Source organism: Streptomyces sp. NBC_00212 (genome assembly GCF_045206365.1).
Classification (GTDB): domain Bacteria; phylum Actinomycetota; class Actinomycetes; order Streptomycetales; family Streptomycetaceae; genus Streptomyces.
In genome coordinates this window covers 4,560,009-4,578,984 of record NZ_CP108115.1, presented here as the reverse complement: position 1 = coordinate 4,578,984, position 18,976 = coordinate 4,560,009, and the positions used below count along the sequence as shown (strand labels likewise).

The 18,976-nt window shown below is 72.9% G+C and carries 13 protein-coding genes and 1 riboswitch; of the genes, 6 read left to right on the top strand and 7 right to left on the bottom strand.

What is annotated here, in order from left to right; all coding sequences use genetic code 11:
- Positions 1-33 precede the first annotated feature (33 nt).
- Entirely contained in the window at positions 34-3,663 is a 3,630-nt protein-coding gene (gene cobN / locus OHA17_RS20995; RefSeq protein ID WP_406507869.1) for a cobaltochelatase subunit CobN, read from the bottom strand.
- A 72-nt stretch (positions 3,664-3,735) separates the two neighbouring features.
- A riboswitch (cobalamin riboswitch) is annotated at positions 3,736-3,829 on the bottom strand.
- 806 nt (positions 3,830-4,635) lie between these two features.
- On the opposite strand from cobN, the gene OHA17_RS20990 reads away from it, so the two are divergent.
- The 3 genes from OHA17_RS20990 to OHA17_RS20980 all read left to right on the top strand — a co-directional run bounded on the left by OHA17_RS20990 (position 4,636) and on the right by OHA17_RS20980 (position 8,229).
- Positions 4,636-5,994, top strand: coding sequence for a cobalamin biosynthesis protein CobG (locus OHA17_RS20990; protein WP_406510775.1), 1,359 nt, complete (start codon positions 4,636-4,638; stop codon positions 5,992-5,994).
- 91 nt (positions 5,995-6,085) lie between these two features.
- The gene (locus OHA17_RS20985; protein ID WP_406507868.1) at positions 6,086-6,727 is read left to right on the top strand and encodes a precorrin-8X methylmutase; all 642 of its coding nucleotides are present in this window, start codon (positions 6,086-6,088) and stop codon (positions 6,725-6,727) included.
- A 14-nt stretch (positions 6,728-6,741) separates the two neighbouring features.
- Positions 6,742-8,229, top strand: coding sequence for a precorrin-2 C(20)-methyltransferase (locus OHA17_RS20980; protein WP_406510774.1), 1,488 nt, complete (start codon positions 6,742-6,744; stop codon positions 8,227-8,229).
- On the opposite strand, the gene OHA17_RS20975 is transcribed toward OHA17_RS20980, so the two are convergent.
- Positions 8,214-8,960: a cobalt-precorrin-6A reductase gene (locus OHA17_RS20975; RefSeq protein WP_406507867.1), complete on the bottom strand. Its 747-nt coding sequence runs from the start codon at positions 8,958-8,960 to the stop codon at positions 8,214-8,216. The genes OHA17_RS20980 and OHA17_RS20975 overlap by 16 nt on opposite strands.
- Before the next feature lie 63 nt (positions 8,961-9,023).
- Here OHA17_RS20975 and OHA17_RS20970 point away from each other — a divergent pair, with 63 nt between their 5' ends.
- Positions 9,024-10,145 (top strand): cobalt-precorrin-5B (C(1))-methyltransferase, encoded by a 1,122-nt coding sequence (locus OHA17_RS20970; RefSeq protein WP_406507866.1) that lies wholly within the window; start codon positions 9,024-9,026, stop codon positions 10,143-10,145.
- A 334-nt stretch (positions 10,146-10,479) separates the two neighbouring features.
- Here OHA17_RS20970 and cobM read toward each other — a convergent pair whose 3' ends face one another.
- On the bottom strand, positions 10,480-11,223 hold the full coding sequence (gene cobM, locus OHA17_RS20965) for a precorrin-4 C(11)-methyltransferase (protein WP_406507865.1): 744 nt from the start codon (positions 11,221-11,223) through the stop codon (positions 10,480-10,482).
- The gene (cbiE, locus tag OHA17_RS20960; RefSeq protein WP_406507864.1) at positions 11,220-12,488 is read right to left on the bottom strand and encodes a precorrin-6y C5,15-methyltransferase (decarboxylating) subunit CbiE; all 1,269 of its coding nucleotides are present in this window, start codon (positions 12,486-12,488) and stop codon (positions 11,220-11,222) included. The genes cobM and cbiE overlap by 4 nt, the downstream gene beginning before the upstream one ends.
- 442 nt (positions 12,489-12,930) lie before the next feature.
- Between cbiE and OHA17_RS20955 the strand changes: the two genes are divergently transcribed.
- A complete protein-coding gene (locus OHA17_RS20955) occupies positions 12,931-13,803 on the top strand; it encodes a lytic polysaccharide monooxygenase (protein WP_406507863.1) in 873 nt (290 codons plus the stop codon).
- Here OHA17_RS20955 and OHA17_RS20950 read toward each other — a convergent pair.
- Together OHA17_RS20950 and OHA17_RS20945 are read right to left on the bottom strand one after the other, a co-directional pair.
- On the bottom strand, positions 13,699-14,520 hold the full coding sequence (locus OHA17_RS20950) for a trimeric intracellular cation channel family protein (RefSeq protein WP_406507862.1): 822 nt from the start codon (positions 14,518-14,520) through the stop codon (positions 13,699-13,701). The two genes, OHA17_RS20955 and OHA17_RS20950, sit on opposite strands and share 105 nt — an antisense overlap.
- Before the next feature lie 59 nt (positions 14,521-14,579).
- The gene (locus OHA17_RS20945) at positions 14,580-14,822 is read right to left on the bottom strand and encodes a hypothetical protein (protein WP_406507861.1); all 243 of its coding nucleotides are present in this window, start codon (positions 14,820-14,822) and stop codon (positions 14,580-14,582) included.
- A gap of 433 nt (positions 14,823-15,255) precedes the next feature.
- Here OHA17_RS20945 and mgtA point away from each other — a divergent pair, with 433 nt between their 5' ends.
- Positions 15,256-17,982, top strand: coding sequence for a magnesium-translocating P-type ATPase (gene mgtA / locus OHA17_RS20940; RefSeq protein ID WP_406507860.1), 2,727 nt, complete (start codon positions 15,256-15,258; stop codon positions 17,980-17,982).
- Between the two features lie 343 nt (positions 17,983-18,325).
- On the opposite strand, the gene OHA17_RS20935 is transcribed toward mgtA, so the two are convergent.
- Entirely contained in the window at positions 18,326-18,955 is a 630-nt protein-coding gene (locus OHA17_RS20935; protein ID WP_406510773.1) for a response regulator, read from the bottom strand.
- Positions 18,956-18,976 lie beyond the last annotated feature (21 nt).

Genomic DNA, 18,976 nt, shown 5'->3' with positions numbered 1-18,976 from the left:
TCTCCAACCCGGGCCCGCCGTCCTGCGGGGAACTCAGCCCTCGTCCTCCAGGTCGCCCTCGGTCTCCAGGTACACCTGGCGAAGGGCTTCGAGGACCGCCGGGTCCGGCTTCGCCCACATGCCGCGGGACTCGGCCTCCAACAGGCGCTCCGCGATGCCGTGCAGGGCCCACGGGTTGGCGGCCTGGAGGAACTCGCGGTTGGTCGGGTCCAGGACGTACGTCTCGGTCAACTTGTCGTACATCCAGTCGGCGACCACGCCCGTCGTGGCGTCGTAGCCGAACAAGTAGTCCACGGTCGCGGCGAGTTCGAAGGCACCCTTGTAGCCGTGGCGGCGCATCGCCTCGATCCACTTGGGGTTGACGACCCGGGCCCGGAAGACCCTGCTGGTCTCCTCGACCAGGGTGCGGGTCTTGACCGTTTCCGGGCGCGTCGAGTCGCCGATGTACGCCTCGGGGGCGGTGCCGCGCAGCGCGCGGACGGTCGCCACCATGCCGCCGTGGTACTGGAAGTAGTCGTCCGAGTCGGCGATGTCGTGCTCGCGGGTGTCGGTGTTCTTCGCCGCGACCGCGATCCGCTTGTACGCCGTCTCCATCTCGTCCCGCGCCGGACGGCCGTCCAGCTCGCGGCCGTACGCGTAGCCGCCCCACACCGTGTAGACCTCGGCGAGGTCGGCGTCGGTGCGCCAGTCGCGGGAGTCGATGAGCTGGAGCAGGCCCGCGCCGTACGTGCCGGGGCGGGAGCCGAAGATGCGCGTGGTGGCGCGGCGTTCGTCGCCGTGCTCGGCGAGGTCGGCCTGCGTGTGGGCGCGTACGTAGTTCTGGTCGGCGGGCTCGTCGAGCGAGGCCGCCAGGCGCACGGCGTCGTCCAACAGGCCGATGGTGTGCGGGAAGGCGTCGCGGAAGAAGCCCGAGATGCGCAGGGTCACGTCGATGCGGGGGCGGCCGAGCTCGTCGAGCGGGACCGGCTCCAGGCCGGTGACCCGGCGCGAGGCGTCGTCCCAGACGGGGCGCACACCGAGCAGCGCCATCGCCTCGGCCACGTCGTCGCCCGCCGTGCGCATCGCGCTCGTACCCCACAGGGAGAGCCCGACCGAGGTCGGCCAGTCGCCGTTGTCGGTGCGGTAGCGGTTGGCGAGGGACTCGGCGAGGGCCTGGCCCGTCTCCCAGGCGAGCCGGGAGGGGACGGCCTTGGGGTCTACGGAGTAGAAGTTGCGGCCGGTCGGGAGGACGTTGACGAGGCCGCGGAGGGGGGAGCCCGACGGGCCTGCCGGGACGAAGCCGCCGTTCAGGGCGTGGACGGTGTGGTCGAGTTCGGCGGTGGTCGCGGCCAGGCGCGGGACGACCTCGCGGGCCGCGAACTCCAGGATGGCGGCGACCTGTTGGGACTGGTCGGCGGGGATCGCGGCCAGGTCCCAGTCGGCGTCGTCCATCAACTGGACCAGGGCGCGGGCCTGCTCCTCGGCCTCGTCGGCGGAGGTGCGGGTGGCAGCGGACTCGTCCAGGCCGAGCGCCTCGCGCAGGCCGGGCAGGGCGGTGGTGCCGCCCCAGATCTGACGCGCCCTCAAAATCGCGAGGACCAGGTTGACGCGGTCGGCGCCGGCCGGGGCGTTGCCGAGCACGTGCAGGCCGTCGCGGATCTGGACGTCCTTGATCTCGCAGAGCCAGCCGTCGAGATGCATGATGAACTCGTCGAAGCCCTCGTCCTCGGGGCGGTCTTCGAGCCCCAGGTCGTGGTCGAGCTTCGCGGCCTGGATCAGCGTCCAGATCTGGGCGCGGATCGCGGGGAGCTTGGCCGGGTCCATGGACGCGATCTGGGCGTGCTCGTCGAGGAGTTGCTCCAGGCGCGCGATGTCGCCGTACGAGTCGGCGCGGGCCATCGGCGGCACCAGGTGGTCGATCAGCGTGGCGTGCACGCGGCGCTTGGCCTGGGTGCCCTCGCCCGGGTCGTTGACCAGGAACGGGTACACCAGCGGGAGGTCGCCGAGGGCGGCGTCCGGGCCGCAGGCGGCGGACAGGCCCGCGTTCTTGCCGGGCAGCCACTCCAGGTTGCCGTGCTTGCCGAGGTGGATCATCGCGTCGGCGCCGAATCCGCCGTCGACGGCGGACGCCGCGATCCAGCGGTAGGCGGCCAAGTAGTGGTGCGAGGGCGGCAGATCGGGGTCGTGGTAGATCGCGATCGGGTTCTCGCCGAAGCCGCGCGGCGGCTGGATGAGGATCAGCAGGTTGTCGCGGCGCAGGGCCGCGAGCACGATGTCGCCCTCGGGGTTGCGGGACCGGTCGAGGAACATCTCGCCGGGCGGCGGCCCCCAGTGCTGCTCGACGCCGCTGCGCAGCTCCTCGGGCAGCGTCGCGTACCAGCGCTTGTAGTCGGCGGCCGGGATGCGGACCGGGTTGGCGGCCAGCTGCTCCTCGGTGAGCCAGTCCTGGTCGTGGCCGCCCGCGTCGATCAGGGCGCGGATCAGCTCGTCGCCGTCGCCGGAGACCAGGCCCGGGATCTCGCCCTCGGGCCCGAAGTCGTAGCCCTCGGCGCGCAGCCGGCGAAGCAGCGCGACGGCGCTCGCGGGGGTGTCGAGGCCGACCGCGTTGCCGATCCGGGAGTGCTTGGTCGGGTACGCGGACAGCACGAGCGCGATGCGCTTGTCGGCGGCCGGGATGTGCTTGAGGCGGGCGTGCCGTACGGCGATCCCGGCGACGCGCGCCGAGCGCTCGGCGTCGGCGACGTACGCGGGCAGACCATCTTCATCGATCTCCTTGAAGGAGAACGGGACGGTGATCAGGCGGCCGTCGAACTCGGGGACGGCGATCTGGCTGGCCGCGTCCAGCGGGGACACGCCCTCGTCGTTCTCCTCCCAGGCGCTGCGCGAGCCGGTGAGGCAGAGCGCCTGGAGGATCGGTACGTCGAGGCCGCTGAGGGCGCCCGCGTCCCAGGACTCGTCGTCGCCGCCCGCCGACGCGGTGGCCGGCTTGGTGCCGCCGGCCGCGAGGACGGTGGTCACGATGGCGTCGGCGGCGCCCAGTTCGTCGATGAGCTCGGGCTCGGGGGAGCGCAGCGAGGACACGTACAGCGGGAGCGCGCGGGCTCCGGCGTCCTCGATCGCGCCGCACAGGGCGTCCACGAAGGCGGTGTTGCCGCTCATGTGGTGGGCGCGGTAGTAGAGCACCGCGACGGTGGGACCGTCGACCGTACGGGCCGTGCGCTCCAGCGGGCCCCAGGAGGGGGCGGGCGCGGGCGGCTCGAAGCCGTGGCCGGTGAGCAGCACGGTGTCGGACAGGAAGCGGGCGAGCTGGTCGAGGTTGGCCGGGCCGCCGTGCGCGAGGTAGGCGTGCGCCTCGGCGGCGATGCCGACGGGCACGGTGGAGGTGGCCATCAGCTGGGCGTCCGGGGCCTGTTCGCCGGTCAGCACGACGACGGGCAGGCCGCTCGCGGTGAGCTGGTCGAGCCCGTCCTGCCAGGCGCGCACGCCGCCGAGCAGGCGTACGACGACGAGCCCGACGCCGTCGATGAGACCGGGCAGGGCGTCCATCGCGAGCCGGGACGGGTTGGCGAACCGGTAGGGCACCGGGCCGTTCGCGGCGCGGGCGCTGAGGAGGTCGGTGTCGGACGTCGACAGGAGCAGGATGGGGCGGGGGTCCTCTGCGGGCTCCCCGGACGTGTGCAGCATGCGGCGTCAGGCCTTCCTCGGGGTGTCCGCGCCCCGGGTGGTGTCGGAATGGGTCTCCCCGAGGGGAGGGGGGAGTTCCTGACTCACCCGGCGCCGAAGCTCCGCGAGGGGCTTGGATCCGGGCTCACAGTGGCGGGACCGCGCCGGAATCACACCGGGCTTCCTCCCCTGACGCCGTCACCGGCGTGCCGGGCCAGGCGGCCCGGTGCCTGCATAGTAGCGACCCCGCCGGGGGCGACCCGGGGCGCTCCGGGTTGTGCGGGGCGCTTCCGCGGGGTGGTGAGGTTCGGTGCGGGGCGCTTCCGCGGGGTGGTGAGGTTCGGTGCGGGGCGCTTCCGCGGGGTGGTGAGGTTCGGTGCGGGGCGCTTCCGCGGGGTGGTGAGGTTCGGTGCGGGGCGCTTCCGCGGGGTGGTGAGGTTCGGTGCGGGCCGTCTGTGGCTTGTCGCGCAGTTCCCCGCGCCCCCAGCGGCATGGTGATGCGCCCGGCCGGTGAGCGAGGCCGGGTGCTCCTGCGGGCATGCCGTCCGTTGGCTGCGGACCGTGCGTGGTTGGTCGCGCAGTTCCCCGCGCCCCTGGCAGGGTGCGGTGCGGGCCCCCTGGGCTGCGCCCCGGACCTCCCGACGCCCGTCACCCTGCGGACCGTGCGTGGTTGCTCGCGCCCACGCGGCGGAGCCGCACAATGTCACAGCCCCGCGCCCCTGTAGGGCACCCAGCGCTACTGGTCGTGCCCAGGCGGCGGAGCCGCACAATGTCACAGCCCCGCGCCCCTAGCGGCGTCGGTGCTGGCCCGCACCAGGGCATTTCAGCCCGTCCGGCGTTTGAGGACGAGCGCCCTTCAGGCGCGAACGGGGTCTGGGGCGGAGCCCCAGGGGACGACCACCGGGCCGCAGCCCAACGACAACCCCCGGAGGGTCTAGGGAAGGGGCGGGGTGGGGAAGACCTCGCAGGGTGGCCACCGGCTCGCTCGTGGGTATGCTCGCCGCCATGCCGCCCCCCTCCTCAACACCCCCCAACCAGGGCGAACCCCGCATAGAGGACCCCTTGGGAGCTGTCGTGCACGACGTCCGAGCGACGGACCGGGACGCGACCGGCGCACCCGCCCGCCCGGCCCCCGTCGTACGGGACCGCGGCGACGCCTGCCCCGGCGCCCTCCGCCTGCACAGCGCCGACGACGGCAAGCTGGCCCGACTCCGGCTCCCCGGCGGCATCTTGACGAACCGTCAGGTCGAGGCCCTGGCCGTCGCGGCCGAGCGGTACGGGGACGGCCACCTCGGCATCACATCCCGCGGCAACGCCGAGTTGCGCGGCATCGGTGACAGCTGCGGCACCGGCCTCGCCGAACTCCTGCGCCACACCGCCCTGTTGCCCTCCGAGCGGCACGAGCGGATCCGTAACATCGTGGCTTCGCCACTGGCCGGGCTCGACGGCCTCGGCCACGGCACCCTGCACCCCTGGCTGCGCGAACTGGACACCCTGCTGTGCGGCCGGGACTGGACGACCGCGCTCTCGGGCCGCTTCCTGTTCGCCCTGGACGACGGCCGCGGCGACGTCGCGGGCCTCGGCGCCGATGTGACCTTGCTCGCACAGGCGGAGGGCACCGCCGTCGTACGGGTCGGGGCGAGCGCGCTGCGCGTGGCGGCGGCCGACGCCCCCCGCGCGGCACTCGAAGCCGCCCGCGCGTTCCTCGCCACCGCGGCCGCCGCCGACACCGGCGCCTGGCGCGTACGCGAACTCCCCCCGGGCCACGAGGTCGCCCTGGCGGACGCCCTGGCCCACGCGGGCATCCCGGCCGAGCCCACCCCCGTACCGGACGCGCACGCGACCGCCCCGGAACCCGGCACCGCTGCCGCCCCGGACGGGACGTATGCCGTGATCGTGGCCCCCGTCCTGGGCCGCGTGACCAGCACGCAGCTGCGGGCGCTCGCCGGCTCCGGCGGCGAGGTCAGGACCACCCCGTGGCGCGGCCTCGTCCTCCCCGGGTTCGACGAGCGCGCGGCCCACGAGAAGCTGCGGCAGCTCGACGACGCCGGGTTCATCACCGCCCCCGACGCCCCGTGGACCGGGGTCGGGGCGTGCACCGGCCGGCCCGGCTGCGCCAAGGCGCTGGCCGACGTGCGCCGGGACGCCCTGCCGGACCCGGGCGCACTCCCCGTCCACTGGTCGGGCTGCGAACGCCGCTGCGGGCACCCGCACGGCGACTGGGTGGACGTGACCGCGACCACCGACGGCCACTACACGGTGGCGGTACGGGGCGCACGGGAGCATCAAGTGCCGGTGGTGGAGGGCGAGTTGGCGGCGGCCGTGAGGGCCGCTCGGAGCGGCCGGGCATGACGGCGACGGGAGCGGGAGCGGTACGCGGGACAACCGGACCGGCCACCGGCGACGGCACCGGACTCGGAACGGAATCGGGGACAACGACGAGATGAGCGAGAGCACAGTGTTCGACTACGAGAAGGACGGCGCGGAGATCTACCGCCAGTCCTTTGCCACGATCCGCGCCGAGGCGGACCTCACCGGCCTGCCCGCCGACGTGAGCCAGGTCGCGGTCCGCATGATCCACGCCTGCGGCATGACGGACCTGACCCGCGACCTCGGCTGGACGCCCGGCGTCGTGGCCCGGGCCCGCGAGGCGCTGCGCGCGGGCGCGCCGATCCTGTGCGACGCGCGGATGGTGGCCAGCGGGGTGACCCGCAAGCGGCTGCCCGCCGACAACGAGGTCCTGTGCACGCTGGCCGACCCGTCGGTGCCCGAGCTCGCCGCGAAGATGGGCACGACGCGCAGCGCCGCCGCCCTGGAGCTGTGGCGCGACCGCCTCGACGGCGCGGTCGTGGCCGTCGGCAACGCGCCCACCGCGCTGTTCCGGCTGCTCGAAATGATCGAGGAGGGCGCGCCGCGCCCGGCCGCCGTCATCGGCGTGCCGGTCGGCTTCATAGGCGCCGCCGAGTCCAAGGACGCGCTCGCCGCGCACCCTTCGGGCCTGGAACACCTGGTGGTGCGGGGCCGGCGCGGCGGCAGCGCGATCGCCGCGGCAGCGCTCAACGCGATCGCGAGCGAGGCGGAATGAACGAGAACAGCAGCATGCCCGGCCGTCTTTTCGGGGTCGGGCTCGGGCCCGGCGACCCGTCCCTCATGACCGTACGCGCGGTGGAGGCCATCGCCGAGGCGGACGTGGTGGCGTACCACTCGGCGCGGCACGGCCGGTCCATAGCGCGCTCGATCGCGGCGAAGCACATCCGTGCCGACCACATCGAGGAGAAGCTGGTCTACCCGCTCACGGTGGAGACCACCGACCACCCCGGCGGCTACCGGGGCGCCCTGAACGACTTCTACGAGGAGGCCTCGGCCCGGCTCGCCGAGCACCTCGACGCGGGCCGCACGGTCGCCGTGCTCGCCGAGGGCGACCCGCTGTTCTACGGCTCGTACCAGCACATGCACAAGCGGCTCGCGCACCGCTATCCCACCGAGGTGATCCCCGGTGTGACCTCGGTGAGCGCGGCGGCCGCCCGGCTCGGGGAGCCGCTGGTGGAGGCCGAGGAGGTGCTCACGATCCTGCCCGGCACGCTGCCGGAGGAGGAGCTCACCGCGCGCCTGGCGGCGACCGACTCGGCGGTGGTGATGAAGCTGGGCCGCACGTTCACCAAGGTCCGCCGCGCCCTTGAGCGTTCGGGCCGCCTCGACGAGGCGCGGTACGTGGAGCGCGCCACGATGGAGGGCGAGCGCACCGGCCGGCTCGTCGACATCGACGCCGAGTCGGTGCCGTACTTCTCCGTCGCGGTGCTCCCCAGCCGCATCGACGCCGTCCCGCCGGAGCGCGAGCGCGGCGAGGTCGTGGTCGTCGGCACGGGTCCGGCGGGCCCGCTGTGGCTGACCCCGGAGACGCGAGGGGCCCTCGCCTCGGCCGACGACGTGGTCGGCTACACCACGTACGTCGACCGGGTGCCGGAGCGCCCCGGGCAGCGGCGGCACGGCTCGGACAACAAGGTGGAGTCCGAGCGCGCCGAGTTCGCCCTCCAACTGGCCATGCGGGGCAGGCGAGTTGCTGTCGTGTCGGGCGGCGACCCGGGCATCTTCGCGATGGCCACCGCCGTCCTTGAGGTGGCCTCGCAGCCGGAGTACGCGGACGTCCCCGTGCGGGTCCTGCCGGGGGTGACCGCCGCGAACGCGGCCGCCGCCCGCGCGGGCGCCCCGCTCGGCCACGACTACGCGACGATCTCGCTGTCCGACCGGCTCAAGCCCTGGGAGGTCATCGCGGAGCGCCTGCACGCGGCGGCCTCGGCCGATCTCGTACTCGCGCTCTACAACCCCGGCTCCGCAAGCCGCACTTGGCAGGTCGCCAAGGCCCGCGAGCTGCTCCTGGAACACCGGACGCCGGACACCCCGGTCGTGGTCGCCCGGGACGTGGGCGGGCCCACCGAACGGGTCCGCATCGTGCGCCTGACCGACCTCGACCCGGCCGAGGTCGACATGCGCACGATCCTGCTGATCGGCTCCTCGCAGACCCGGACCGTACGGCGAGGGGACGGCGAGGAGATCGTCTGGACCCCGCGCCGCTACCCGGAGAACTGACCCACCCAGGCGGCCGCCTCCTCGGGGGTGGCCGCCACGCTCACCCCTTCCGGCACGGGCGGCCGCCGCACGACGACGACGGGAATGCCGGCCTCGCGGGCGGCGGTGAGCTTGGGCGAGGTGGCGGCGCCCCCGCTGTCCTTCGTGACGAGTACGTCGATGGCGGCGGCGCGCAAGAGGTCCCGCTCCCCCTCCAAGGTGAAGGGCCCCCGATCGAGCAGCACCTCCATGTGAGCCGGGCAAGGAGACTCAGGCACGTCGACGGACCGCATGAGGAACCACAACGCGTCGAGGTGGGCGAAGGCCGCGAGCCCCATGCGTCCGGTGGTGAGGAAGACGCGGCGGCCAAGGGCGGGGAGCAGGGCCGCGGCCTCGTCGAGGGAGTCCGCCGGGTGCCAGCGGTCGCCTTCGCCGGGGACCCAGCCGGGCCGGCGCAGCGCGAGCAGGGGAACATGGGCTGCGGCTGCGGCCGCCGCAGCGTTGAAACTGATCGTCCGGGCGAAAGGGTGGGTGGCGTCGATGAGCGCGTCCACCTCGTGCGTACGCAGCCACCGCGCGAGGCCCTCGACGCCGCCGAACCCGCCGATACGGACCTCCCCGTCCGGCATCCGGGGCGCGGCGACCCGCCCCGCGAGCGAACTGGTCACGCGCAGCCCGGCGACCTCGGCGCCGTGCAGCAGCCCCGCCAGCCGACGGGCCTCGCCCGTACCCCCCAGAATCAAGACGTGCACAGGATCGGGTTCCGTTCGTGAGTGAGGCCAAGGGCGTGAGCAGGGCGGGCAGGGCCGTGGGTGATGAGTGAGGCGAAGGGCGGGCGCGGCGCCCAACTCAAGCACACCGGTCTTCGCCCCGGCTGGACGACCGGTGCCTGTGCGACGGCGGCCACGACCGCCGCGTACACCGCGCTGCTGACCGGAGAGTTCCCCGACCCGGTGACGATCACGCTGCCACGCGGCCAGACCCCGGCGTTCGCGCTGGCGGCGGAGGAGCTGGCGGCCGGGCGGGCGATGGCGGCGGTGGTGAAGGACGCGGGCGACGACCCGGACGTGACGCACGGCGCGCTGATCCGCTCGACGGTGCGACTGCTTCCGCCGGGCTCGGGCGTGGTGTTCCGGGCGGGCGAGGGGGTGGGCACGATCACCCTGCCGGGCCTGCCGCTGCCGGTGGGCGAACCGGCGATCAACCCGGTTCCGCGCCAGATGATGCGGGACCACGTGGCGCTGGTGGCGGGCCGGCACGGCGCGCCGGGAGACGTGGAGATCACGATCTCGGTGGACCACGGAGAGGAGATCGCCCGCTCGACGTGGAACCCGCGCCTGGGGATCCTGGGCGGCCTGTCGATCCTGGGCACCACGGGCATCGTCGTCCCTTACTCCTGCTCGGCGTGGATCGACTCGATCCGGCGCGGGGTGGACGTGGCGAGGGCGGCGGGCCGTACGCATGTGGCGGGGTGCACGGGCTCGACGTCGGAGAAGACCGTGGTGACGGAGTACGGGCTGCCGGAGGACGCCCTCCTGGACATGGGCGACTTCGCGGGAGCAGTCCTGAAGTACGTACGCCGCCACCCGGTGGACCGCCTGACGATCTGCGGCGGCTTCGCGAAACTGTCGAAACTGGCGGCGGGCCACCTGGACCTGCACTCGGCCCGCTCCCAGGTGAACAAGCAATTCCTGGCGGAACTGGCCCGCGAGGGCGGCGCGACGGAGTCGCTGGCGGCGGAGGTGGCGGAGGCCAACACAGGCCTGGCGGCACTCCAGTCCTGCACGGCAGCGGGGGTCCCCCTGGGCGACCTGGTGGCGGCACGGGCCCGGGACGAAGCGCTGGGGGTGCTGCGGGGGGCGCCGGTGGTGGTGGACGTGATCTGCATCGACCGGGCGGGGAACGTGGTGGGCCGAAGCGAGCCGGCTGGGCCGTGACGTCACGCTGGACCGGGAGGTGCTGGGGCTCCGCCCCAGACCCCGGGATCCCCCACCCCGCCCCTTCCCGAAACCCGCCGGGGGTTGGAAAGAGGTGAAGCCGGTTTTCCTGGGGCTCCGCCCCAGACCCCGTTCGCGCCTGAAGGGCGCTCGTCCTCAATCGCCGGACGGGCTGAAGACGCCAGTACTGGCCGACACCAGTCCTGTTAGGGGCGCGGGGAACTGCGCGAGAAGCGACCACGGTCCGCAGCCAACCGAACCAGCCCCTCCGGCGTTTGAGGAGCGGGGGTCGGGGGGCAGCGCCCCCAGCGACCCCGGGTCAGGGGGCAGCCCCCTAGCAGCGGTGCCGGTCGGCCGAGTACAGGTGGCTGTCCCTGAACTCGGACGCCCCCAGCACCCGCCCCACCAGAATCACAGCCGTACGCACGACACCCGCCTCCTTGACCTGCCCCGCGATGTCGGCGAGCGTCCCGCGCAGGACGAGCTCATCGGGCCGGGAGGCGAAGGCGACCACCGCCGCAGGGCAGTCCGCACCGTAGTGCGGCAGCAACTCCTCGACGACCCGGTCGACGTACCCCGTAGCCAGGTGCAGAACAAGAAGCGCCCCGCTGCGCCCCAGCGTCGCGAGGTCCTCGCCCTCCGGCATGGCCGTGGCACGCTGGGCGATGCGGGTCAGGATGACGGTCTGGCCGACCGTGGGCACGGTGAGCTCCCGCTTGAGGGCGGCCGCGGCCGCGGCGAACGCGGGCACCCCCGGCACGACCTCGTAGGGCACCCCGGCCGCGTCGAGCCGCCGCATCTGCTCGGCGACGGCGCTGAACACCGAAGGGTCGCCGGAGTGCAGCCGGGCCACGTCCTGCCCCGCCTCGTGGGCGCGTACCAACTGCCCGACGATCTCATCCAGGTTGAGCTGCGCGGTGTCCACGAGGCGGGCGCCCTCGGGGCATTCCGCGAGGAGCTCGCGCGGGACGAGGCTCCCCGCGTACAGGCAGACCTGGCAGGAGGCGAGCGTACGGGCGCCGCGCACCGTGATCAGGTCGGCGGCACCGGGGCCCGCGCCGATGAAGTACACGGTCATCTGTCGTCTCCTGAAAGGGTGTTGAGGGGTACGGGGCCGGACTTGACCACCGCCCACTGAGTGACCGGCATGGCCTGTCGCCACCCCGTGAACCCGCCGACCGGCACGGCGTGCGCGACCGCGAGCCGTACGAGTTCGCCGCCGTGCCGCCGGTACCACTCGGCGAGCAGCGCCTCGGACTCCAGGGTGACGGTGTTGGCGACGAGCCGTCCGCCGACGGGAAGCGCGTCCCAGCAGGCCGCGAGCAGCCCGGGTGCGGTGAGGCCGCCACCGATGAACACGGCGTCGGGGGTGGGGAGTTGAGCCAGGGCGGCCGGAGCGGGGCCGGTGACGACGCGCAGCGCGGGCACGCCGAGCCGGTCGGCGTTGCGGGCGATGCGGTCGGCCCGTACCGGGTCGCGCTCGACGGTGAGGGCCCGGCAGGAGGGGTGCGTGCGCATCCACTCGACCGCGATGGAGCCGGAGCCGCCGCCGATGTCCCAGAGCAGTTCGCCGGGCGCCGGCGCGAGCGCGCCGAGGGTGGCGGCGCGGACGTGCCGCTTGGTGAGCTGCCCGTCGTGCTCGTACGCGTCGTCGGGGAGTCCCGGTACGGCGCCGAGGCGGAGGGCGTCGGGGGCGCGGCGGCAGTCGACGGCGATGACGTTGAGGGCGTCGCCGGGCGGCAGGTCCCACCCGTCGGCGCTCCCTTCGACGCAGCCTTCGCCCTCGGACCCCAACTGTTCGAGCACGCGCATCCGGCTGGGCCCGAACCCGCGGTCGCGCAGGAGGGCGGCGACGTCGGCGGGGGTGTCGGCACCGGCGCTGAGCACGAGGAGCCGACGCCCGTCGTGGAGGGCGGCGGCGATCCGGGCGAGCGGCCGTCCGACGACGGTGACGACCTCGGTCTCCTCGACGGCCCAGCCGAGGCGGGCGCAGGCGTAGGAGAGGGAGGAGGGGTGCGGCAGGACGAGTGGCGGGGTTTCGAGGAGCTCTGTGAGGGTCCGCCCGATCCCGTAGAACATGGGGTCACCGCTGGCCAGCACGGCGATGCGACGCCCGCGGTGGGCTTCGAGGAGCGCGGGGACGGCGGGGCGGAGCGGGCTGGGCCAGGGAACTCGTTCCGCTCCGCACGCGTCGGGCAGCAGCGAGAGCTGGCGCACCCCGCCGATGACGACATCGGCGCGGGTGAGCGCGTCCCGCGACCGGGGGGCGAGCCCGGCCCACCCGTCGGCCCCGATCCCGATGACGGTGACGTCGGGGAGGGGGTTCGGAGAGTGGGGGGTCACGGTGTGGGTACCTCGGTGTGAGCGCGCGGGGGACGGAGCCGCACTCTACTGTCCGGGCCGGCGGGGGTGGCTTCCCGGGCCCGGGTCACCCCGCCCGGTGGGTTCCCGGGCCTGGCTGACCCCGCCCCCGCCCCGGCGGCCGCCGGGGGACGGCTGCCGCGCCGCGGACAGGCCGCTTCCGCGGCCGGAGGACCCTGGGCGGACAGCCGACCACCGTCCTTCCCGGCTCCGACCACCGACCTTCCCAGCACCGAACACCGACCTCCTCGAAACCCCGCCACCGGCCTTCCCGGCACCAACCGCTCCCGACAGGTGCCCGCACACCTCTTGCGACTTGGTCCAGACCAATGCCAGTCTCTCAACTACCGCTACCAGAGGGCGACTTGGCGCGCCCGCGAACCGCCGCAGCCGCCCCGCCTCCCCACGATCAAGGAGCACTCGCATGTCCGCACGGCGTACCGCAGCGTCCCTGGGCGTCCTCGGGGCGACCTCCCTGACGCTCCTCACCCTCGCCCCGACGCCCGCCTCCGCGCACGGAGCCATGTTCAACCCGGTCAGCCGGATCGCCGCCTGTTACGCCGAGGGCCCGGAGCACCCGGTGTCGCAGGTGTGCAAGGACCTCGTCGCGGACTCGGGCACCCAGCCGCTGTACGACTGGAACGAGGTGAACATCGCCAACGCCAACGGCCAGTCCCGACAGCTGATCCCGGACGGCAAGCTGTGCTCGGCGAACCGGGACAAGTACCGGGCCCTTGACTGGGCCCGTACCGACTGGCCGTCCACCAGCGTCGCGGCGGGCCAGTTCGACTTCAAGTTCCGCGTCACGGCGGCCCATTCGGGCACGATGACGGTGTACATCACCAAGCAGGGCTTCGACCCGACCAAGCCGTTGAAGTGGTCCGACCTGGACGACACCCCCGTAGCCACCTACCAGACCTCCAGAACGGCGACGGACGGCTACTACAACTTCACCGGTACGCTGCCCGCCCGCACCGGCCGCCACATCATCTACAAGGTCTGGCAGCGCGACGACAGCCCGGAGGCCTTCTACAGCTGCTCGGACGTGGTGTACGGCAGCACCGCGAAGGCCGCCGCGGCGCCGTCGGAGCAGAAGATCGCCGCGGACGCACCCCGCTCCACGGTGAGCCACCACGGCCACGGCGTCGACCCGGCAACCCCGACCCCCGCCGCGGCCCCGGCCCCGGCCCCGTCAACGCCGTCCGACAACTCCGTCGCCCCGCAAGCCCTGGCCGCGGTCTCCACCGCAAGCGTCGCGGCCGGCGGCTTCCTCCTCCTGCGCCGCCGCCGCGGCTGACCGGAGCGCCCGTCCGGCGTGTTCGGTGTGTTCGGCATGTGCGACGTGTTCGGCGTGTTCAACGTGTCGGGCGTGTTCGGCAGGGCACTCGGCACCACCGGACGCGCCTCGACGCACGCCCTGCAACCTCGGCAGGTGCAGGTCCCGGAAGACCGCCGTCAACCGCAGTGACAGGACGACCCCGGCGGCGGCGACCGTCGTCGGGGTCGGGCCCGCCTCCAGCCAGTGCAGGAGCTGGTAGCAGAGCGCGCCGGCCAACGCGGCGGTCGCGTACACCTCCTCGCGGAGCAGCAGCGGCGGGAACTGGCCGCACAGTACGTCGCGTACGACCTCGCCCGTGACGCCGGTCAGCACGGCAAGGATCACCACCGCGGCCGGGGTGACCCCGGCGCCCACCGCGGCGTGGGCGCCCATCACCGTGACCACGGCGAGGCCGACCGCGTCCACCACCATCAGGGAACGCTGCGGCAGCTCCCACCGCCTCAGGTACAGCATCGTGGCGACGGCCGTGCAGGCGATGACGGTCAGCAGGACCCAGTCGTGCGTCCAGTACAGCGGGTGCCGGTCGAGGATCAGGTCGCGCAGGGTGCCGCCGGACACCGACGCGGCGAAGGCCAGGACCAGGCCGCCGAAGGGGTCCATGTTCGCCCGGTGCGCGGCCAGCACACCGCTGGCCGCGAACGCGGCGACACCTATCAGGTACAGCACGTGCAGCATTGAGGAGACCCCCGGGGCAGAGCAGAGGAAGCGGAAGAAGCGCCGAAGACGGCGGAAGGTCAGCGCGGGCGGCGGCGGGCGTACAGCAGTCCGCCCGCGGAGGCGACGGCCGCGATCGAGACGGCGACGACGTCGAGCGCCGGGTCGGCCTGCTCGGCCGCGCGGGACACGGGGTGGGGCTGCTCGGCGGACGCGGACGCGGCCGCGAGCGCCGGTCCGGTGCACAGGGCCGGAACGGCGAGGGCTCCCGCCACCGCGACTCCCACCGCGGCCCCCACCGCGGTACGACGGGAGAATTGCATTCCACGATCGTGCCGGGCCGCGCGGGCGTCGCGGATCGCCCATAGGGCCGGACCCCGGTCCGCCGAAAGTACGAGCCCCGCGCCCGGAACCAGTACTTTCGCGTCCGCGCAAGTATGTTACTTTCGTATCGACGCAAATACCTGCACGGTCGTCATGACGGTCGCCGTCATCACCGTGCCCACACCCGCACGGTTCACGTCATCACCGTGCCCACACCGCACGGTCGCCGTCTTCTCGGCGCCGCCGTGCCCGCAGCGAGGAGGTGTTCGGGAATGAGTCCCGACCGAAGTCCTCGCCGCGCCCTGCCCGTCGGCTGACCCGACCGGCCCCTCTCCCCCTCGCGGCGTGCGCCCTTCGCGCACGCCTTTCCCATGTCCGCGTGCCCGCGTTTCGCGGGAGCGTCACCTCTGACGACCCCAGGGAGGTCTCGTCATGACCATGCTCACCCCTACCCCCACCCCCGAGAAGCTCGCACCGCCGGGCCGGCGCGGGCGTCGCGAGCGGCGGGCCGCCGAGCTGGAGGCCCGCACCCGCACCGTCGGCGAGCGGCTCGGCGCCATCGCCGCGCAGCCCACCGCGCAGGTCCTCAAGGAGTACGGCGTCGACCGCGACGGGCTCTGCCAGGCCGAGGTGCTCGACCGCCAGGAGCGGCACGGGCTCAACGTCGTCGCCCAGGAGCGCGCCCCGCGCTGGTACGCGCAGCTCGCCAGGGCGTACGCGAACCCGTTCATCGCCGTACTCGTCTTCCTCGCCGCCGTCATGTACTGGCAGGACCCGGCCGACCCCGGCGTGATCATCCTGTCCGTGATGGTGGCCATCAGCGGGCTGCTGCGGTTCTGGCAGGAGTTCCGCTCCGGGCGGGCCGCCGACGCGCTGAAGAAGCTCGTCACCACGACCACCGCCGTTCAGCGCCGGGCCGGTCGCGGCGCGCTGACGACCACCGTCGAGATCCCGATGGACCAGGTCGTCCCGGGTGACATGGTCAAGCTCGGGGCCGGCGACCTGATCCCGGCGGACCTGCGGCTCGTCACCGCCAAGGACCTGATGGTCAGTCAGGCCGCCCTGTCGGGCGAGTCGCTGCCGGTGGCCAAGACGGACGTACGCCCCGGGGAGGACAACCGGAGCGCCCCGGGGGCCGACCCCGTCGAGGCGGGGAACCTCTGCCTCATGGGCACGTCCGTAACGTCCGGTGCGGCGACGGGAGTTGTGGTCGCCACCGGCGCGGACACCTACTTCGGGTCGATGGCGGGCTCGCTCGTCGGGGAGCGGCCGCAGACCAACTTCGACCACGGGGTCCGCAACGTCAGCTTCCTGCTCATCCGCTTCATGCTGGTGATGGTCCCCGTCGTGTTCGCGATCAACGGGTTCACGAAGGGCGACTGGGACGAGGCGTTCCTGTTCGCCATCGCCGTCGCGGTCGGGCTCACGCCCGAGATGCTGCCGATGGTCGTCTCGGCGAACCTCGCGCGCGGCGCCGTCGCGATGGCGAAGAAGAAGGTCGTCGTCAAGCGGCTCAACGCGATCCAGAACCTGGGTGCGATGGACGTCCTGTGCACCGACAAGACGGGCACCCTCACCGAGGACCGCATCGTCCTCGACCGCTACCTCGACGTGCACGGCGCGGCGGACAACGAGGTTCTGGAGTACGGGTACTTGAACGCCCACTTCCAGACCGGCCTGCGCAACCTCATGGACCAGGCGGTCATCGACCGCGTCGGCGAGGCCGAGGAGGTTGTCGTCGACGCACGGTTCTCGATGGTCGACGAGATCCCCTTCGACTTCGCCCGGCGCCGGATGTCCGTCGTCCTCAATCGCAACGGCCTGCTCGGCGGCGCGGGCCGAGCGGATCACGTACTCATCACCAAGGGCGCGGTAGAGGAAGTCGTCGCCCTGTGCACGCACATGATGGACCGCGGCGAGCGCGTGGAGCTCACCGACCAGCTCCGGTGGCATGTCACCCGCACCGCCGAGGACAACAACCGCCAGGGGCTCAGGGTCCTGGCCGTCGCCACCCGCACGATGCCGACCGCGCGCGACACGTACACCGTCGCGGACGAGTCCGGCCTCACCCTCGTCGGCTTCCTCGCCTTCCTCGACCCGCCGAAGGCGGACGCGGCCGCGGCGCTGCGCGGCCTCGCGGACAAGGGCATCGCGGTGAAGGTCGTCACCGGTGACAACGAGCTGGTCGCGGCCCGGGTCTGCGCGGACGTCGGCATCGAGGTCGCCGCGGTCGTGACGGGCCCGGAGGTGGACGCCCTGAACGACGCGGCCCTGCGCCGACTGGCCGCGCACACCACGGTGTTCGCGAAGATCAACCCGGTGCAGAAGGCCCGCATCGTACGGGCTCTGCAGGCCGACGGGCACACGGTCGGCTTCCTCGGGGACGGCATCAACGACGCGGCGGCGCTGCGGGACGCGGACGTCGGCATCTCCGTCGACACAGCCGTCGACATCGCCAAGGAGTCGGTGGACATCATCCTGCTTGAGAAGGACCTCACGGTCCTTGAGCAGGGCGTGGTGCAGGGCCGCACCACCTTCGGCAACACGATCAAGTACGTCAAGATGACGGCGTCGTCGAACTTCGGCAACGTCTTCTCGGTCCTGGTCGCCTCCGCCTTCATCCCCTTCCAGCCGATGCTCGCGATCATGCTCCTGGTCCAGAACCTGGTGTACGACATCGCCCAGCTGGCCACGCCGTGGGACCGCATGGACGAGGAGTACCTGCGCAAGCCGCGCAACTGGGACGCGAAGGGGATCGGGCGCTACATGGTGACGATCGGGCCCATCAGCTCGATCTTCGACATAGCCATGTTCGTGATCATGTGGAACGTCTTCGGAGCGAATTCCGAATCCAACCAGGCACTGTTCCAGTCGGGTTGGTTCATCGAGGGCCTGCTGTCGCAGACCCTGATAGTCCACATGATCCGTACTCGTAAGATCCCCTTCATCCAGTCCCGGGCGACGTGGCCGGTGATGGTGATGACGATCCTGGCCGTGGCGACGGGCCTGTACCTCCCCTTCTCCCCACTGGCCCCGACGCTGGGCTTCGTACCGGTACCGATGAGCTACTTCCCGTGGCTGGTGGGGGTGCTGCTGGCGTACTGCACGCTTACGCAGGTGGTGAAGGGGTGGTATGCGCGGCGGTACGGGTGGTTGTAGGGGCTGCCCCCTGGGGCACCCCGCCCCACCCCACCCCTTCCCGAAACCCTCCGGGGGGGGGTGGTTCGGCTGCGGACCCTGCGTGGTTGCTCGCGCAGTTCCCCGCGCCCCTAGCAGGATCACCCCTGGCCCGCATCGGCATCTTCAGCCTGTCCGGCGTTTGAGGACGAGCGCCCTCAAGGCGCGAACGGGGGCCCGGGGGCGGAGCCCCCGAGAGGGGTGCAGGGGACGAAGTCCCCGCAGGGGTCTGGGGCGCAGCCCCAGGGCTGAACCTTCCCACCCCCGTCACGGGTGGGCGGGTGGGCAAACCCCCGGGGTCTGGGGCGAACCCCCAGGGGGTTGGTCAGCTCGGGGTTACCAGGCGGGACTCGTACGCGTACACCGCCGCCTGCGTACGGTCCCGCAACCCCAGCTTCACCAGCACCCGGCTGACATGCGTCTTCACCGTCTGCTCAGCCAGCACCAGCCCCGCCGCGATCTCCGCGTTGGACAGGCCCTGCGCGATCAGGGACAGCACCTCCGTCTCGCGCTCCGTCAAGACACCCACCCGCTCCTTCAGCGGAGCCCGCGGCGCCTCCGTCAGCCGCGAGAACTCCGCGATCAGGCGCTTGGTGATGTTCGGGGCGAGCAGGGCGTCCCCGGACGCCACCACCCGTACCGCATGGGCGAGTTCATCGGCGGAGGCATCCTTCAGCAAGAACCCCGACGCCCCCGCGCGCAGCGCCTCGTACACGTACTCGTCGAGGTCGAAGGTGGTGAGAACAAGCACCTTCACCTGCGACCCGGCCTCCCCCGTAACGCGACGGGTCGCCTCGATACCCCCCAGTTCCGGCATGCGGATGTCCATCAGGACAACGTCGGGGGCGAGTTCGGCCGCGAGCGCCACCGCTTCGAGGCCGTTGACCGCCTGCCCCACCACCTCGATGTCCGGCTCCGCGTTGAGCAGCACCGTGAATCCCTGACGGACCATCATCTGGTCGTCTGCTATCAGCAC

Bases quoted from the DNA above. Each gene is read 5' to 3' on its own strand.
- OHA17_RS20985 (WP_406507868.1), top strand. From the start codon at position 6,086: ATGAGCGAGAGCACAGTGTTCGACTACGAGAAGGACGGCGCGGAGATC.
- mgtA (WP_406507860.1), top strand. From the start codon at position 15,256: ATGACCATGCTCACCCCTACCCCCACCCCCGAGAAGCTCGCACCGCCG.
- OHA17_RS20945 (WP_406507861.1), bottom strand. From the start codon at position 14,822: ATGCAATTCTCCCGTCGTACCGCGGTGGGGGCCGCGGTGGGAGTCGCG.
- OHA17_RS20955 (WP_406507863.1), top strand. From the start codon at position 12,931: ATGTCCGCACGGCGTACCGCAGCGTCCCTGGGCGTCCTCGGGGCGACC.
- OHA17_RS20990 (WP_406510775.1), top strand. From the start codon at position 4,636: ATGCTCGCCGCCATGCCGCCCCCCTCCTCAACACCCCCCAACCAGGGC.
- cobN (WP_406507869.1), bottom strand. From the start codon at position 3,663: ATGCTGCACACGTCCGGGGAGCCCGCAGAGGACCCCCGCCCCATCCTG.
- cobM (WP_406507865.1), bottom strand. From the start codon at position 11,223: ATGACCGTGTACTTCATCGGCGCGGGCCCCGGTGCCGCCGACCTGATC.
- OHA17_RS20935 (WP_406510773.1), bottom strand. From the start codon at position 18,955: ATGATGGTCCGTCAGGGATTCACGGTGCTGCTCAACGCGGAGCCGGAC.
- OHA17_RS20950 (WP_406507862.1), bottom strand. From the start codon at position 14,520: ATGCTGCACGTGCTGTACCTGATAGGTGTCGCCGCGTTCGCGGCCAGC.
- OHA17_RS20980 (WP_406510774.1), top strand. From the start codon at position 6,742: ATGCCCGGCCGTCTTTTCGGGGTCGGGCTCGGGCCCGGCGACCCGTCC.
- OHA17_RS20970 (WP_406507866.1), top strand. From the start codon at position 9,024: ATGAGTGAGGCGAAGGGCGGGCGCGGCGCCCAACTCAAGCACACCGGT.